This is a genomic window from Streptomyces griseobrunneus (genome assembly GCF_046713465.1).
Lineage (GTDB): Bacteria > Actinomycetota > Actinomycetes > Streptomycetales > Streptomycetaceae > Streptomyces > Streptomyces microflavus.
Map to the genome: position 1 here is coordinate 2,221,026 of NZ_CP177080.1, position 16,094 is coordinate 2,237,119.

A 16,094-nucleotide genomic window follows, 5' to 3' on the forward strand; every position below is an offset into this window, starting at 1 on the left:
CGCGATGCGCTCGTGTCCGGCATGCGGTACGGCCAACCGCGAGGACGACGACTTCTGCGGCAACTGCGGGTCGTACCTGGGGTGGTCCTCGGAGGCGCCGAGGGGTGGCGGCGGGACGGCGGCCGCTGCCGATGCCGCTGGGGAGGCGGAGCCGGTCGGGCCTGTCGGCCCGGCGGGCCGGGTGGAATCCGCGAGTCCGGTCGCGGGGCCCCCGGAACCGGCGGCGGAACCCGCTGCGGAACCGGCCCGCCCGGCGGAACCCGCGCGCCCGGCTGCGGAATCGGCGCGTTCGGCGGAACCCGCACGCCCCGTCGCGGAACCGGCCCGTCCGGCAGAACCCGCCCGCCCGGCGGCGGAGCCGCCCCGCCCCGCTGCGGAGCCGACACGCCATGCGGCGGAGCCGACGCCCCCGGTGCCCGACCTCCCGCGCCCTGCAACCGAACCGGCACCCCCGGCGACCGCTCCCCCGCGCCCGGCGGCGGAGCCCACGCCCGCCACCCCCGCACCGCCCCCTCCCGTGGCGCCCCACGCCCCGCCCCGGCCGCGCACCGCGCCGGAGGCCGCGCGCCCCGCCCCCGTACGCCCGGCAGCACCGGCGACGCCTCCCGTACGGCCCGTACAGCCCGTTCGGCCCGCGCAGCCCGCTCCCGCGCCCGAGGCCGACGCGCCCATCGGTGCCGTTCAGCCCGCGAAGCCCGTGGTCCGGCGGCCCGTCGTGCGGCCGGTGGACGCGGACGAGGCGCCGGACGGGCCGCCGTGTCCGGCCTGCGGTACGCCGAACCTGCCGGGGCGGCGGTTCTGCCGACGCTGCGCGGAACCGCTCCAGGCCAAGGAGGAGGCCGAGCCCCTGCCGTGGTGGCGCACGGTGTGGCCGTTCCGCCGCCGCGTGCGGGTCCGCTCGGGCCGGGCACTGCGGCGGATCCTGCTGGTGCTGGCGGTGGTCGGGCTGTTGTTCCTGGGCTTCCTGTTCCTGCCGGCCGGGCGCGTGCTCTTCGAGGACGTACGGGACAAGCTCGGCGGTACGGCCGAGATCAGCCCCGCCGGGGTGAGTGCGAGCGGCTCGGCCCCCGGCCATCCGGCAGGCGCGGCCATCGACGGCCTGACCAACAAGTACTGGGGCGCACCGGCGTTGGGCTCGTCGCTGACGTGCACGTTCGCCACGCCGTTCCGGCTGGTCGGGGTCGTCGTGCACACGGGGGCGTCGAAGGAGCCCGAGGAGTTCCGGCGTGAGCCCCGGCCGATCCGGGCGGAGCTGGTCGTCGAGACGGCCGACGGCACGGTCCACGAGAAGAAGCTGACGTTCAACAACAAACCAGGGCCGCAGGAGGTACGGACGGGCATCAGCGATGTCGTCTCCGTCCGGCTCGTCCTGCGGGAGGCGGCGGGCCAGGACGGGGGCCGTCCGATCGCGGTCGGGGAGGTCGAGTTCTTCAAGCGCACCTGACGAAAGGGGGTCACGGCGGTGGACCTGACCAACCCTTGAGTGATACGTGGCAGGCCCTCCGGGGCCGCTGCGAAACTTTTCGGCATGACTTCCCTCATCGAGAAATCTCCGTTGTTCGACCTGCGGGCCGATATTCCTGTCCGGGCCACGCCCGAAGAGGTGTACGCCGTGGTCAGCGATCTCCCGCGCAGCGGCGAGTGGAGCCCTGAATGCCAGGGCGGGGAATGGATTTCCGGCGAGCCGTCGGCCGTCGGCAGTGTGTTCCGGGGCCGTAATCTCCGCAGCGAGGAAGTCGTCGCCTGGGCCCCTCTCATCCGGGGCGTCTGGCACACCGACAGCAGGGTCACGGCCGCCGAACCCGAGCGTACCTTCCGCTGGATGATGCTCTCGCACGCCGGTGCCGACCAGAAAAGTGTCTGGGGTTTCGACATCGAGCCGGCGGACGGCGGGGCCGTGCTCACCCATCACTTCCGCATGGGCACGGCGACAGCCGGTATTCACAAGATCGTCGAGGATCTGGACGAGGCCGGGCGCGCGCAGTTCATCGAGGAGTGGACCGCGAAGATCGCACAGGATCTCGCGGACACCCTGAAGCGCATCAAGGAAATCATCGAGAATTCCTGAATTTCTCCGGCCGGTCGGCCCGGGCCGGCGGCCATTCACGACGACGAGGGGACGCGGCATGTTTCTGCAGCGCATCGGGAACAAGGGAATCCGACTGGGAACGCTCTTCGACCGGGCGGCCGCGAAACACCCCGCGAGCCCCGTCGTACTCGATCACGACCTGGACATCGCGCCGGAGCTGGGCCGACGTCTCACACTCACCGAAGTGGCCGACCTGGTGGACGACTTCGCGTCCCGGCTGTGGGCCGCCGGGGTCCGCACCGGGGAGCGGATCGTCGTCCACAAGTCCGACGGCTTCGACATCACCCTGCTCGCCTGTGCGGCGGCCAGGATCGGGGCCGTACCCGTCCTGCTCTCCCCGAAGCTGGACGGCGCGACCGTAGCCGAGCTGCTGCGCCGGGTGGACCGGCCCCACCTGATCACCGACCAGGCCAAGCTCGACCACGATCTCCCGGCAGAAGTCTTCTCGCTCTCCAAGCAGTTGCTCCTGACGACCGGCAGCCATGAGTCCGCCGTCGAGCTGGCCTCGCTCGCGGGCGTCGCCCGGGTCGCTCCAGTGATCATGCCGCCGGACCACCCCACGCTGATCACCCACACCTCCGGCACCACCGGCGTACCGAAGCTCGCCGTGCACACCGGGCGGACCTTCCAGGCGCGCTACCGCCCCCAGGGGACGGTCGCCAAGCTGGTGGGGCCGCACGAGCCGGTGGCGATCCACGTCTCGTTCGTGCACTCGCGGATGTTCACGGCGATGCCCATCTCCATCCTCCAGGGCCATCCGGTCATCGTGCTCGCCTCGGACGAACCGGACAGCGTCGCCCGCCTCTTCGCCCAGGCCCCGCCCGGTCTGATCGAGGCCCACCCGAACTCGTTCATGCGCTGGGAGGAGCTGGTGGACGACCCGCGCGCCCCGCTCGCCCGGGTGAAGTACTTCAGCTCCACCTTCGACGCGATCCACCCGCGCACCGTGCACCGGCTCCTGGGCGCCTCCCGGCGCAAGGGCAGCCTGTTCATCCAGATGTACGGGCAGAGCGAGGTCGGGCCGATCGCCGGGCGCACCTACTCGCACAAGCGCGGCGCCGAGGCGGAGGGCCGCTGTGTCGGCTCGCCGTTCCCCGGGATGACCGGCGTACGGGTGGTCAGCCGCGACGGCAACCAGCCGAGCAAGTCCTCGCCCGGGTTCATCGAGGTCCGCAGCGACGGGCGCATCGTCACCTACCTCGGGGAGCACCAGCGCTGGGAGAAGCAGATCCACGACGGCTGGTGGCGGATGGGGGACGTCGGCTACCGCACCAAGTGGGGCTGTCTGCACCTGCTGGACCGCGAAGTGGACGAGATCCCCGGGATCGACAGCACCCTGGAGCTGGAGGACAAGCTGTTCGGCCGGCTGCCGGAGCTCACCGAGGTCATCATCGTCCCCGGCCCGGACGGACTGGCCGTGCCCGTGGTGTCCACCCGGGACAACAAGCCGCTGGAAGCCGTCGTGTGGCGCTCGGCCGTCGCCGATCTCCCGGCCCTGGCCGAACCCGTGCTGTGGCGCATCGAGGATCTGCCGCAGACCGCCACCACCAAGATCAAGCGACTGGAGCTGGCGCGGCGGTTGCAGACACAGGACCGGAAGTGATGGCCGGTCCCATCGAGATCGCGGTCGTCGGCGCCGGGCCGCGCGGGCTCTCCGTACTGGAGCGGATCTGCGCCAACGAGCGGGTGCGGCCCTCGCACCCCTCGGTGGCCGTCCATGTGGTGGACCGGTCCGCGCCCGGGGCCGGCACGGTCTGGCGTGCCGAGCAGTCCCCCCATCTGCTGATGAACACGGTGGCGTCGCAGATCACGGTCTTCACCGACGAGAGCGTGAACATCGCCGGGCCGGTCGCCCCGGGCCCCACCCTGTTCGAGTGGGCCACCGCGCTGGCGGGTTCGGAGCCGGGCGGCGGCCACCCGCCGGAGGTGGTCGAGGAGGCCCGGGGCCTGGGGCCGGACGACTACCCGACCCGGGCGTTCTACGGCTGCTACCTCCACGACTGCTTCCGCCGGGTGGTGGAGTCGGCGCCCGAGCACGTCACCGTCACCGTGCACCGTTCGCGCGCGGTCGCGATCGCCGACATCCACGGGGTGCCCGGCGGTCCGCAGGGCCTGCGGCTGGAGGACGGCACCCGGCTGAACCAGCTGGACGCCATCGTCCTCGCGCAGGGCCACGTACCGACGCGTCCGACCGCGCGGGAGGAGCGCACGGCCGGCCTGGCCCGCATCCACCACCTCGACTACGTCACCCCGGCCAACCCCGCCGACCTCGATCTCAGCGGGATCCCCGGCGGCGCTCCGGTGCTGCTGCGCGGCCTGGGCCTGTGCTTCTTCGACTACATGGCGCTGTTCAGCGTGGGCCGGGGCGGGAGCTTCGTCCGCGCGGACGGCCGGCTCGTCTACCACCCGTCGGGCGACGAGCCCCTGATGTACGCGTTCTCCCGGCGCGGGGTGCCCTACCACGCACGCGGGGAGAACGAGAAGGGCGCGTCGGGGCGGTACTTCCCCCGGCTGCTCACCCCCGAGGCGATCGGGCACATGCGGGCCGGAGGGCAGGACGGCGGCCGGATCGACTTCGGCCGGGACCTGTGGCCGCTCATCCGGCGTGAGGTGGAGAGCGTCTACTACGGCACGCTGCTCACCGCGTCGGGCCGCGGCGCCGGCCGGGAGGCGCTGGTCGAGAAGTACCTGAGCGCGGGCGAGGACGACCTGCCGGCCCTGCTGGACTCGGCCGGCATCGAGCCGTTGGACCGCTGGGACTGGGAGCGGGTCGCCAAGCCGTGCGGCGGGCGGGAGTTCGCCGACCGCGACGCGTTCCGGAGCTGGCTGCTGGAGCATCTGGAGCGGGACGCCCGGGAGGCCAGGAGCGGGAATGTGCGGGGCCCCCTCAAGGCGGCCCTGGACGTGCTGCGGGATCTGCGCAACGAGATCCGGCTCGCGGTGGACCACGGCGGCCTGGACGGCGATTCCCACCGGGACGATCTGGAGGGCTGGTACACCCCGCTCAACGCGTATCTGTCGATCGGGCCGCCGGCCTCCCGGATCGAGGAGCTGATCGCGCTGATCGAGGCGGGGATCGTGGAGATCACCGGTCCCGGCACCGTTGTCCGGCTGGACGCGGCCGCCCCGGAGTTCGTCGCCGCGTCGGGCATCGTGCCGGGGACGCCCGTGCGGTCGGGAGTGCTGATCGAGGCCCGGCTGCCCCAGCCCGATCTGCGGCGCACGGACGATCCGCTGCTGCGCCATCTGCTCAACACCGACCAGGCGATGCCGTACCGCATCCGCGCCGCGCACGGTTCGTGGACGGAGACCGGCGGGCTCGCCGTGACCGAGCGGCCCTACCGGCTGCTCGACGGGCGCGGTGTGGCCCATCCCCGCCGGTTCGCGTACGGGGTCCCCACCGAGTCCGTGCACTGGGTGACGGCAGCCGGGATCCGGCCCGGGGTCGACTCGGTGACGGTCGGGGACTCCGACGCCATCGCCCGCGAGGTGCTCGCCCTGCCCCCGCCGGCGCATGTCCCGGCCGCCGTCCGGCCGGAGGTCGCCCAGCTGGGCGTGGACGGGGTGATCGTGTGAGGGGTGCGGCGGCCCGCCGCACCCGGGCACCGGGCCCGCCCCGCGACACCGGCGCGCAGGCGCTGGACTGACCCGCCCCCACCGGGGCGTGGTGGAGTCCGCTCAGTTCCGTGCCGCACGGCGCCGTACGGCGTCCAGTAACTGCGCCTGCCCGAGGCTCTCCTCGTACGGGGCGTGCCCGGCCCGTACCGCCGCGGCGAACGCGGTGACGGTGGCGGCGACCTGGTCCTCCTGGGGCAGTGACACCTCCAGGGCGCCCGAGGAGCGGTGGAGGACGGCCGCGGGGGCGCCGTCGGCGGGCGGGGTGAAGGCCATGCCGAGGGTGAGGCGCCCCTCGCTGCCGCGGAGTTCGTAGGCGTTGCCGTACGCGTGGTCGAGGCCGAAGGCTATCTGCGCGCTCACCCCGGCCGGGGATCGCAGGAGTACGGCGCCCGCCGTGTCCACGGCGAAGCCCGGACCCGTGGTGAGTGCGGCGCCCAGGACCTCCAGGCCGGGGCCGAGGAAGCGCTGGGCCGCGCGGAGCGGGTAGACGCCGGTGTCCCACAGTGCGCCGCCGCCGAGCTCCGGGCGGTAGCGGATGTCGTCCGCAGGCCGGCGTGGTACGCAGAACACCGCTTGGAAGGAACGGAGTTCACCGATGGCTCCCTCGGCGACCAGCCGGTCCACCTCGGCGTGCCGACGGTGGTGGACGAACATTACGTTCTCCATCAGCGCCAGCCCCGAACCCTCCGCCAGCGCGTACAGCTGGGCCGACCGGACCGGGTCGGTGGTCAGCGGCTTCTCCGCCAGGACGTGCTTGCCGCCGCGCAGCGCCGCCTCGGTCCACTCGGCGTGCAGCGACAGGGGCAGCGGTACGTAGACCGCGTCCACGGAGTCGTCGTGCAGCAGTTCGGCGTAGCCCTGGACCGGTCGGGCGCCGTAGGGGGCGGCGAGGGCCTTCGCGCGGTCGGTGTCCCGGCTCGCCACGGCGGCGACCTCGGTGTCCGGGCAGGCGGCGAACGCGGGGATCATCCGCCTGCGGGCGATGTCGGCGCAGCCGAGCACCCCCACCCTGATCTTTCGCGGACCCATCACGCTCCCGTTCCCCGCCAGGCGGGCAGCAGCCCGGCGGCCAGTGTCGCGGCCAGGCCGCGCGCCTCGGTGTCCTTCTTCGACATCAGCGGCGTTCCGGTCAGCTCCCAGGGCAGGTCCAGTTCGGGATCGAACGGGTCGATGTCGATCTGGGTGCCCGGTGCGTACACCGTTGACATGACGTAGCAGATGCGGGTGTCGTCGGCCAGCGCCAGGAAGCCGTGCCCGACGCCGTCGGGGATGTAGAGGGAGCGGCCGGAGGCCGCGTCGAGCGTGCGGACGTGGTGCCGGCCGAAGGCGGGTGAGCCCACTCTCAGGTCCACGATGATGTCGCGCAGGGCGCCGTGGACGCAGGTGACGTACTTGGCCTGGCCCGGCGGTACGGCGACGGTGTGGATGCCGCGCAGGGTGTTCCGGGCGGAGACGGAGTAGCTGATCTGCCGGGGGATGAAGGGGGCGCCGAGGACCTGCTCCAGCTTGTCCGCGCGCATCCCTTCGTGGAAGCTTCCCCGGTCGTCGGGGAGCAGGCGGGGGGTGACGGCGAAGGCGCCGGGGATGCCCGTCTCGTCGATCCGCACGTCGCTCTCTCCTCTTCTCGGCGCCCTCGCTCAGACGACGTGGACGTCGGGCACGTAGAGGATCCAACGGCCGCCCGCCTCACGGAATCCCCGCTCCTTCGCCATGATCTCCTCGGCGTGGTTCCAGGCGAAGAGAAGGGCGTAGTCCGGGTAGGGGCGGGAGAACTCCTCGGACGGCCGGACCGGAATGTGCATCCCCGGCGTCAGCCGGCCCTGTTTCGCCGGGGTGCTGTCGCAGATGAACGGCACGAGGTCCGGACCGATCCCGCAGTAGTTGATGACGGTGGCGCTCTTCGCGGTCGCGCCGTAGCCGACGACCGTACGGCCCTGGGCCCTCAGGTCCTTGAGCAGCCGGACCAGCTCCGCGCAACTGCGCTCCACCCCGGCGGTGAAGCGGCGGTAGGTCTGGGGGCTGGCGAGGCCCTCTGTCCGCTCCCGCTCCAGGAGTGCGGCCACGGCGGGGGCGGGGGTGCGCGCTCCGGGGCGCGCGATGGTGTAGCGCATCGAGCCGCCGTGCACCGGGAGCGGCTCCACGTCCACGAGTTCGAAGCCGAACGTCCGGGCCATCGCCCCCACCGAGGAGACCGAGAAGAGGTAGAAGTGCTCGTCGTAGATCTGGTCGAAGGCGTTCGCCTCCATGATCGAGCCGAGGTACCGGTCCTCCAGGACGAGCACACCACCGGGGGCCAGCAGGGCGTCCACGCCCCGGAAGATCGAGTCCATGTACGGGATGTGGCTGGTGGTGTTGGCGGAGAAGATCACATCGGCCGGGCCGTCCTCGGCGGCGATCTCCCGCGCCGTCGCCTCCTCGAAGAACGCAGTGCGCACCCGTACGCCCTCGGCGCGGGCGAAGTCGGCCACCTGGCCCGACGGATCGACGCCCAGGTGCCGCGTGCCCGCCTTCTGGAAGGTCTTGAGCATGGTGCCGTCGTTGGAGCCGATCTCCACGATGAACGGGTCGTCCCCGGCCAGCTCGGAATCCAGCAGATGCCGGGCGAAGGTCTCGAAGTGCGTGTGCATCACGGAAGAGGTGGAGGAGCGGTACGGATAGTCGTCGTGGAACATCTGCTCCCGAGGGACCTCCTCGATGAGCTGGACCATCGTGCAGGAGGTGCAGATACCGGCGGCGAGCCGGAAGAAGAACTCGCTGCCCGCGGTTTCCGGCGTGACGAAAGAGTCGGAAACGGGCTGCCGCCCGAAGTCGAAGAATTCATCGACATCGCCACCGCATATTCGGCATTCGGCCACAGTCGTGCTCCTTCGGGAGTTTCCGTTCGGGTGGGTGTTCCGGAATGGAGCTTGTCCGCGGCGCCCGGCACCCTCAAGCCGGGGCCGATGTATGTGTCAGGTCCGGCACCCGCACAGAACCGGGCGCGGGCCGGAGCGGAGCCGCCGGACGGCCGGAGGAGAAGCGGAATACGCCCTCCGTAATCAGCGGGTTCCCGCAGAGTCTGTCAGGTCGCCTATGACCTGACAGACTCCGGAACATGCCGTCCGGACCACCCCCCAGGCTCCGCTAGATTGCTGAACGTCATCCTGGAATAGCCGGAAGACAGAGTTCGCCAGTGACCGGCTAAAGAATTCACTCCGGAAGGATACAGTGAAGGCTCTAGTGTTATCCGGCGGAATGGGAATCCGGCTGCGCCCCTTTACCCATTCATCGCCCAAGCAGCTGGTTCCGGTCGCCGGAAAGGCCGTTCTGGAACATGTGCTGAACAATATCCGAGAAACGGGAATCACCGAGATCGGCATCGTCGTCGGCGACAGCGGGGACCGCATCAGCGAGGCGATCGGGGACGGGAGCAGGTTCGGCGCCCGCATCACCTACATCCACCAGGAGGAGCCGCTGGGCCTCGCGCACTGCGTGGTCGTCGCCCGTGAGTTCCTCGGTGACGACGACTTCCTGATGTACCTCGGCGACAACATGCTGCCCGAGGGGATCACCTCCGTCGCCCGGTCGTTCGCCAAGGAACGGCCGCCGGCGCAGATCGTCGTCCAGAAGGTCGCCGACCCGGGCGCGTTCGGTGTTGCCGAGGTCGACGCGGAAGGCACCGTGGTGCGGCTGGTGGAGAAGCCGGTCACCCCGGTCAGCGACCTCGCCCTGATCGGCGTCTACTTCTTCACCGCGGCCATCCACGAGGCCGTCGCGTCGATCGAGCCGAGCCCGCGGGGCGAGCTGGAGATCACCGACGCCCTGCAGTGGCTGGTCGGGCGGGGGGTCACGGTCAAGGCCGCCGAATACACCGGCTACTGGCAGGACACCGGGCAGATCGACGGTGTCCTCGAATGCAACCGCCGGGTCCTGGAGAAGCTGCGGCAGGACCTCTCCGGCGAGGTCGACGGGGCGAGCAGGCTCACCGGGGCGGTCGTCGTCGAGCCCGGCGCCCGGGTGGTGCGGTCGAGGATCGAGGGTCCCGCGATCATCGGCGCGGGCAGTGTGGTGACCGACAGCCACGTGGGCCGCTACACCTCCATCGGCCGGCGCTGCGAACTGCGCGACACCCAGATCGGCGACTCCATCGTGCTGGACGGATCGACGGTCGCGGACCTGCGCGGAGTGACCGGCTCACTGATCGGCCGGTCCGCCTCGGTCCACGCCTCCCGGCACCACCGGCTGATCATCGGGGACGACTCGAACGTGGGGATAGCGTCATGAGGATCCTGGTGACCGGCGGAGCCGGCTTCATCGGCTCGCACTACGTCCGGACCATGCTCGCGGGCGGGTACCGGGACGCGGTGGGCGCCCGGGTGACCGTCCTGGACAAACTGACGTACTCCGGCGATCTGCGTAACCTGCCGATGGACGCGCCGGGGCTGGAATTCGTCCACGGGGACATCTGCGACGCCGACCTCGTACGGGACCTGATGCCCGGTCACGACGCCGTGGTGCATTTCGCCGCGGAATCGCATGTGGACCGGTCGATCGACGCCGCGACGGAATTCTTCCGCACCAATGTCCTGGGCACCCAGATTCTGCTGGACGCGGCGCTCCACAGCAAGGTCGGACGGGTGGTGCACGTCTCCACCGACGAGGTCTACGGATCGATCTCCGCCGGTTCCTGGACCGAGGAATGGCCGCTCGCCCCGAATTCGCCCTACGCGGCGTCCAAGGCCGGTTCCGACCTGGTGGCCCGGAGCTATGCGCGTACCCATGGACTCGATGTCTCGGTCAGCCGCTGCTCCAACAATTACGGCCCCTACCAGCACACCGAGAAGCTGATCCCCCTCTTCACCACCCGGCTGCTGCGGGGCGAGCAGGTGCCGCTGTACGGGGACGGACGCAACGTCCGCGAGTGGACGCACGTCGACGACCACTGCCGGGCCGTGCACCTGATCCTCACCAAGGGCCGGGCGGGGGAGGTCTACAACGTCGGCGGCGGCGAGGAACACCCCAACACCGCTGTCGTGGAACGGCTGCTGGACCTGTGCGGTGCCGACCCGACGGCGGTCCTGCGGGTGGCCGACCGGCCCGGGCACGATCTGCGCTACTCGCTGGACGGCACCAAGCTGCGCGAGGAGCTGGGGTACGAGCCGCTCATCCCGTTCGCCGAGGGGCTGCCCGCCACGGTCGCCTGGTACCGGGACACCCCCGACCGGTGGCAGCAGCCGGCCGCCCAGGCCGGAGCCCCGCAGTGACCGGGCCCGCGGCGGCCGGCCGGTCGCTCCCCCGGCCACGCGACGGCGGCGGGGTGGCCGAACGCCTCGCGCTCTCCGCCCGGACGCTGCGGGGCCGGGGGCTGCGCACGGAGGATGTGACCCAGTGGCTCGCCGGGCGGGCCGCGGCGAACCGCTTCCGGGTCGACCCCATCCCGTTCGCCGCCATGGACGGCTGGTCGTTCCAGGGGACGACCGGGAACCTGGTGCACCGCAGCGGCAGGTTCTTCTCCGTGGAGGGTGTCCACGTCACCATCGGCGACGGGCCGCTCCAGGAGTGGCAGCAGCCGATCATCGACCAGCCCGAGATCGGTGTCCTCGGCATTCTCGCCAAGGAGTTCGACGGCGTTCTGCACTTCCTGATGCAGGCCAAGATGGAACCGGGCAACCGCAACCTCCTCCAGCTCTCCCCCACGGTCCAGGCCACCCGCAGCAACTACACCAAGGTCCACCGCGGGGCGGAGGTGAAGTACCTCGGCCACTTCCTGGGGGACGGACGGGGGCGGGTCCTCGCCGACGTACTGCAGTCCGAGCACGGCGCGTGGTTCCTGCGGAAGTCCAACCGGAACATGATCGTGGAAACGACGGAGGACGTGCCGGCGGAAGACGACTTCTGCTGGCTCACGCTGGGCCAGATCGGCGAGCTGCTGCGCCGCGACAACGTCGTCAACATGGACGCCCGCACCGTGCTCGCCTGCGCCCCCGTCGGCTCCGGCGGGAGCGAAGCACTCCTCCCCGACACCGAGCTGATCTCCTGGATCACCGAGGAGCGCTCCCTGCACGACGTGCGGGCCCGCCGCATCCCCCTGGACTCGGTGCGGGAGTGGAAGCGCGGACCGTCCTCCATCGACCACGCCGAGGAGCGGTACTTCCGGGTGATGGCCGTGGCGGTGCAGGCGGAGAGCCGCGAGGTCACCAGCTGGACCCAGCCGCTGATCGAACCGGTCGGGCTCGGCGTCACCGCCTTCGTGACCCGCTCCTTCGGCGGCGTACCGCATGTCCTGGTGCACGCACGGCGTGAGGGCGGGTTCCTCGACCGGGTCGAGCTGGCGCCGACCGTCCAGCACACCCCCGGCAACTACCGCCACCTCACGGGCGCGGACCGGCCGCCCTTCCTCGACCTGGTGGCGGGCGCCGCCCCCGGACGGGTCCTCTACGAGGCGGTGCACTCCGAGGAGGGGGGCCGGTTCCGGCACGCGGAGAGCCGGTACCTGTTCGTCGAGGCCGACGAGGCGGACGCTCCCGCACGGCCGCCCGCGGGCTATGCGTGGGTCACCCCCGGTCAGCTCAACGCGCTGGTCCGGCACAGCCACTACGTCAACGTCCAGGCACGCACCCTGCTCGCCTGCCTCAACACCGCAGCGGCCACCCTCACCCGTCAGGAGCTTCCATGGCAGCGACTCCCCAAGCCTCACCCGCTCCCGGGGTGATCGGACGGTTCGGCGTCTACGCCCGGCTGGTCAAGTTCCAGTTCGTGATCGACTTCTTCCTCGCCCTCGCCATCGTCTGGACGGCGATGGAGCCGGCGACCCGGGTGAACGGCGCCGTCCTGCTCACCATCGCGATCTTCGCCGTGGGCAAGGTCGGTGTCCTGTCCGCGGTCATGACGCTGGACGACGTGACGGGGATCAAGGACGGCAGCGACAGCGCGAACTACCTCGGTGAGGGGGGCACGGAGCTGCGGCCGCTCAAGCGGAAGCCGCTGCTGACCGGGGACCTGACCGTGGACCAGGCGCAGCGCTTCGGCCATCTCAGCCTCGTCTGGGGGGCGGTGTGGTGGCTGGTCGCCACCGTGCAGGCGCCGCACACACCCACCTGGGCGGTCGTCGTCACCGTCCTGCTGCTGAGTCTGAGCGTGCAGTACTCCTGGGGCCTCAAGCTCAGTTACATCGGTCTCGGGGAGCTGCTGCTGCTCTTCTCCGCCTCGGCGTTCGTGCTCGCCCCGTACGGCATCACGACGGGGCATCTGCCGGCGCTCGTGCTGGTCGAGGCGCTGCTGTTCGGGTTCGGGCAGCTGATGATAGCGGGCTATTCGAACACCAAGGACATCGACGGCGACGCGGCCGTGGGCCGCCGGACCGTCGCCGTCCTCACCTCGGAGCGCGGCAACCGGCTGTTCCTGGGCGGCCTCACCGCCCTCAACGTGCTGGTGATCGTCGGGCCCGCCCTCGCGGGCTGGATCACCTGGTGGTTCGTCGTGGCGCTGCTGCCCCTCATCGTCCTGCGGCTGCGTCAGTACGCGGGGTTCCTGAGCAACGGACACGCGCTGCTGGCGCGGAGCCGCGGGGTGGTGGCGTTCCGCGTCACCGTCGGCTGCGTGCTGCTGTTCAACGTGGTCCACTTCGGCGTCTGACTCCGCCGAGCCGGGGCGCACCCGTGCCACCGCCTCCGGCCGGCCCGCCGGTCGCGGGCCGGCCGGAGCGGTTACTCGACGGAGGTGGCGACGCGTTCCTCGGCGCGTCTGGTCACCCAGCTGGCGACCTGGACGCGGGACGAGCAGTCCAGCTTCCGCATGATCTTGCGGAGGTGGTTGACGGCCGTCCACTCCGCGATGCCGAGCCGACGGGCGATCTCTCGGTTCGTGAGCCCGTCCGCCACGAGTTCGGCGACCTCCGACTCGCGCTGGGTGAGCGGGTTGTCGGAGGCCTGCCACTCGGCGGCGAACTTCGTGCAGTCCAGCGGGGTCAGCACCCTCGCCACGGCCGCCTCGGGCTTCGAGGCGGCACCCTCCGCCGCCAGCCGTTCGGCCTCGTCGTCACCGAGCCGGACCCGGGCGTGCTCCGTGAGGCTCTCGACCATGACCCTCGTCGCGGCGGGCGCGGCCCATCCGGTCACCGCGCGGATGCGCGAGGCCGCTCCGAAGGCATGCGCCGCCCGCCGCCAGGTGTCCGTGGAACGGCCGCGGGAGCGGGTCAGCAGGATCGCGAACCGCTCCAGGCCGATCGCGCATCCCACCAGGTGGTTCAGCTCGGCCATCTGGAGCAGGGCGGCCTGGTAGAGCTCGATGGCGGCGCTCTGGTCACCCAGGTCGAAGATGATGTCGGCCTGGACGTAGTTGGTCAGCGCCAGGTTCCGTACGTCCTTGGCGCGGCGGAAGACGTCGAGGGCCTCGTCGACGGCCTGGCGGGCTCCGGGCAGGTCTCCCGAGGCCCGGCGGCACTCCGCGAGGTTGCGCAGTGCCTCGGCGTACTCACCCGCGGCGTCGACCCAGGAGACCGCCACGCACTCCTCGAGCCTGCGGTCGGCCTCGGCCAGATCGCCCCGGCCGAAGGCCGCCAGCGCCAGCCGCCTCGTACAGGCGGCAGTGCCGGTGCCGTCGGACAGCTGCTCGTAGCCCTTCCGCGCGCGCGTCAGCCACTTCTCGGCGGACTCCAGTTCCCCCCGGCACAGGAGCAGTTCGCCCAGAGCGCGCTGCGTCTTGGCCGCGACCGCGGGGTCGGGGACCCCGCTCGCGCACGCCTCCAGCCATCCGATGCCCTCGCGGATCCTGGTGCCGGCCTGCCAGTAGAGCCGGAGCGCGGAGGCGATCCTGGCCGCGGTCCGGGTGTCCCCCGCCACCATGAGGTGGTGGAGGACACCGGTTATGTCCGGCAGCCAGTGGTCGATCTGCTGCAACCACTTTCCGTGGCCGGGCCCGAGAAGACCCGCCTCCGCCTTCTCGGCCGCCGAGAGGTAGTAGCGGGCGTGGGCGGCCTGGACCTCCACCAGGTCCGCGCCCCCCGCCACCCGTTCCAGCAGGTACTGACGGGTGAGCCCCAGCATGATGATGAGGAGGTCACCGTCCGGGCATTCCGTGGTCGTTAGCACGCTTTTGTCGACCAGCGTTTCCAGCAATTCACGCGTCTCGGCCGTGGACCCGGGAGATACCCCGTCGGCGGCGGCGAAGTCGAACTCCTGGCGGAACATCGCAAGCCGAGTCAGGAACGACAGTTCACGTTCCGTAAGGCCTCCCAGGAACCGCTCGATCGCGTCACCCATGCCGCGGTGCCGGGAAAGCGTGTCGAACTCCGTCCCGGACAGGCTGCCCAGGCCGCGCTCCAACTGCTGCAGCAGCCGGTGCGGCGAGAGAAGTTTCATCCTGGCGGCGGCGAATTCGATCGCCATCGGCAGCCCGTCCGTCCGGATGCACAGCTCGGTGACGGCCTCGAGATTCTCATCGGTCAGGACGAAATTGGGCCTGACCAGCTGTGTGCACCGGAGGAACAGCTCGACGGACGGCAGCCGACGCACCGCCGCCACATCCGTGCGCTCCTCCGGCGACGGAACGGCGAGCGGCTGCAGGCCGAACCGCACCTCTCCGTAGACACCGAGCCGCTCCGGGCCGGTGACGATCACTGAGAGGCCCGGGCACTCCCGCACCAGGTGGGCGACGACCGGGGTCAGCAGAGCACGCGGCCGGTCGCATCCGTCGAGTACGAGCAGGAACTGCAGCTCCCGCAGATGGTCCACCAGCCGGTCCGGCCCGCTGCCGTCACCGTCCAGCCCCAGCCGGGCGGACAGTTCCCGCACCAGCTGTTTTTCATCGGAGACATCAGTGATATCGGCGAAGCAACCGCCGTGCCGAAAATCATCGGATATCTCATGGAAGACCACCGATGCCAGTCTGCTCTTTCCGACACCGACCGGCCCGGTGATGGTGAGAATGCTGACCTCCGGGTCACCGATCCGATTCCGAATCTCGATCAATTCGGACTCGCGACCCACCAGGCCAGGGAAATTTTGTCGGGTTGAGTACATGAAGAACCCTTTCCGATAGCTGCCGCATAGAGCGCACTCCATCGCCTATTCCACGAAAGAGATATCCGGATCTTTCGGGCGGCGTACCAACAACCCGCCCATATACGACCCACTCCCATGACGATCTTGCACTCCCCCCGTCGACGCACTCAGCACGGTACCCCGACCGGCGATACCAGCGCCTTTGATAAAGGTATCGACATCACGAACGGATCACGCAAGTCTGACCGGAAAGCATCCCCCGCACCGGGAATAGGGAAGGTGATCACACCCCCGTAATGCCCGGGAGGACTAATCCGCACTGTCCGAAAATGCCCGGCCCGCAGATCGGCGGGGCCGAGGGGGTTGCCGCCGCGGAACCGGACCGGTATCGGGGGCGGGAAACGGAA

At 70.9% G+C, this 16,094-nt stretch carries 13 protein-coding genes and 1 pseudogene; 10 read left to right on the forward strand and 4 right to left on the reverse strand.

Going from position 1 to position 16,094, the window contains the following annotated elements; translation table 11 throughout:
- Window positions 1–4: 4 nt before the first annotated feature.
- From ACK8N7_RS09705 to ACK8N7_RS09725, 5 genes and pseudogenes are all read left to right on the forward strand, one after another.
- Window positions 5–67 (forward strand): annotated as a pseudogene (locus tag ACK8N7_RS09705) (zinc ribbon domain-containing protein); the annotation flags it as partial.
- A gap of 450 nt (window positions 68–517) precedes the next feature.
- A complete protein-coding gene (locus ACK8N7_RS09710) occupies window positions 518–1,444 on the forward strand; it encodes an NADase-type glycan-binding domain-containing protein (RefSeq protein WP_403210083.1) in 927 nt (308 codons plus the stop codon).
- A gap of 84 nt (window positions 1,445–1,528) precedes the next feature.
- Window positions 1,529–2,068 (forward strand): SRPBCC family protein, encoded by a 540-nt coding sequence (locus tag ACK8N7_RS09715; protein WP_403210007.1) that lies wholly within the window; start codon window positions 1,529–1,531, stop codon window positions 2,066–2,068.
- Window positions 2,069–2,126: 58 nt separating this feature from the next.
- Window positions 2,127–3,692, forward strand: coding sequence for a class I adenylate-forming enzyme family protein (locus ACK8N7_RS09720; protein WP_403210005.1), 1,566 nt, complete (start codon window positions 2,127–2,129; stop codon window positions 3,690–3,692).
- Window positions 3,692–5,665 (forward strand): FAD/NAD(P)-binding protein, encoded by a 1,974-nt coding sequence (locus ACK8N7_RS09725; protein ID WP_403210003.1) that lies wholly within the window; start codon window positions 3,692–3,694, stop codon window positions 5,663–5,665. Before ACK8N7_RS09720 ends, ACK8N7_RS09725 begins: the two co-directional genes overlap by 1 nt.
- Before the next feature lie 102 nt (window positions 5,666–5,767).
- Here the strand turns inward: ACK8N7_RS09725 and ACK8N7_RS09730 are convergent, their stop codons facing one another.
- The 3 genes from ACK8N7_RS09730 to ACK8N7_RS09740 are packed head-to-tail and all read right to left on the reverse strand — an operon-like array spanning window position 5,768 to window position 8,562.
- Window positions 5,768–6,736, reverse strand: coding sequence for a Gfo/Idh/MocA family protein (locus ACK8N7_RS09730; RefSeq protein WP_403210001.1), 969 nt, complete (start codon window positions 6,734–6,736; stop codon window positions 5,768–5,770).
- Window positions 6,736–7,314 (reverse strand): dTDP-4-dehydrorhamnose 3,5-epimerase family protein, encoded by a 579-nt coding sequence (locus ACK8N7_RS09735; RefSeq protein ID WP_403209999.1) that lies wholly within the window; start codon window positions 7,312–7,314, stop codon window positions 6,736–6,738. The genes ACK8N7_RS09730 and ACK8N7_RS09735 overlap by 1 nt, the downstream gene beginning before the upstream one ends.
- A gap of 30 nt (window positions 7,315–7,344) precedes the next feature.
- Window positions 7,345–8,562 carry a methyltransferase domain-containing protein gene (locus ACK8N7_RS09740; protein ID WP_403209997.1) on the reverse strand — a complete coding sequence of 406 codons (1,218 nt, stop codon included), beginning with the start codon at window positions 8,560–8,562 and terminating at the stop codon, window positions 7,345–7,347.
- Window positions 8,563–8,914: 352 nt separating this feature from the next.
- Here ACK8N7_RS09740 and ACK8N7_RS09745 point away from each other — a divergent pair, with 352 nt between their 5' ends.
- The 4 genes from ACK8N7_RS09745 to ACK8N7_RS09760 are packed head-to-tail and all read left to right on the forward strand — an operon-like array spanning window position 8,915 to window position 13,321.
- Entirely contained in the window at window positions 8,915–9,970 is a 1,056-nt protein-coding gene (locus tag ACK8N7_RS09745; protein WP_403209995.1) for a glucose-1-phosphate thymidylyltransferase, read from the forward strand.
- Window positions 9,967–10,950, forward strand: coding sequence for a dTDP-glucose 4,6-dehydratase (gene rfbB / locus ACK8N7_RS09750; protein WP_403209993.1), 984 nt, complete (start codon window positions 9,967–9,969; stop codon window positions 10,948–10,950). Before ACK8N7_RS09745 ends, rfbB begins: the two co-directional genes overlap by 4 nt.
- Complete coding sequence (locus ACK8N7_RS09755; protein ID WP_500441909.1) at window positions 10,947–12,398, forward strand: NDP-hexose 2,3-dehydratase family protein; 1,452 nt, start codon at window positions 10,947–10,949, stop codon at window positions 12,396–12,398. The genes rfbB and ACK8N7_RS09755 overlap by 4 nt, the downstream gene beginning before the upstream one ends.
- Window positions 12,359–13,321 (forward strand): UbiA family prenyltransferase, encoded by a 963-nt coding sequence (locus ACK8N7_RS09760; protein WP_015611478.1) that lies wholly within the window; start codon window positions 12,359–12,361, stop codon window positions 13,319–13,321. Before ACK8N7_RS09755 ends, ACK8N7_RS09760 begins: the two co-directional genes overlap by 40 nt.
- Before the next feature lie 71 nt (window positions 13,322–13,392).
- Here the strand turns inward: ACK8N7_RS09760 and ACK8N7_RS09765 are convergent, their stop codons facing one another.
- Window positions 13,393–15,477, reverse strand: coding sequence for an ATP-binding protein (locus ACK8N7_RS09765; protein WP_403209989.1), 2,085 nt, complete (start codon window positions 15,475–15,477; stop codon window positions 13,393–13,395).
- 48 nt (window positions 15,478–15,525) lie between these two features.
- Here ACK8N7_RS09765 and ACK8N7_RS09770 point away from each other — a divergent pair, with 48 nt between their 5' ends.
- Window positions 15,526–15,699 carry a hypothetical protein gene (locus tag ACK8N7_RS09770; protein ID WP_403209987.1) on the forward strand — a complete coding sequence of 58 codons (174 nt, stop codon included), beginning with the start codon at window positions 15,526–15,528 and terminating at the stop codon, window positions 15,697–15,699.
- The last annotated feature ends 395 nt before the right edge of the window (window positions 15,700–16,094 follow it).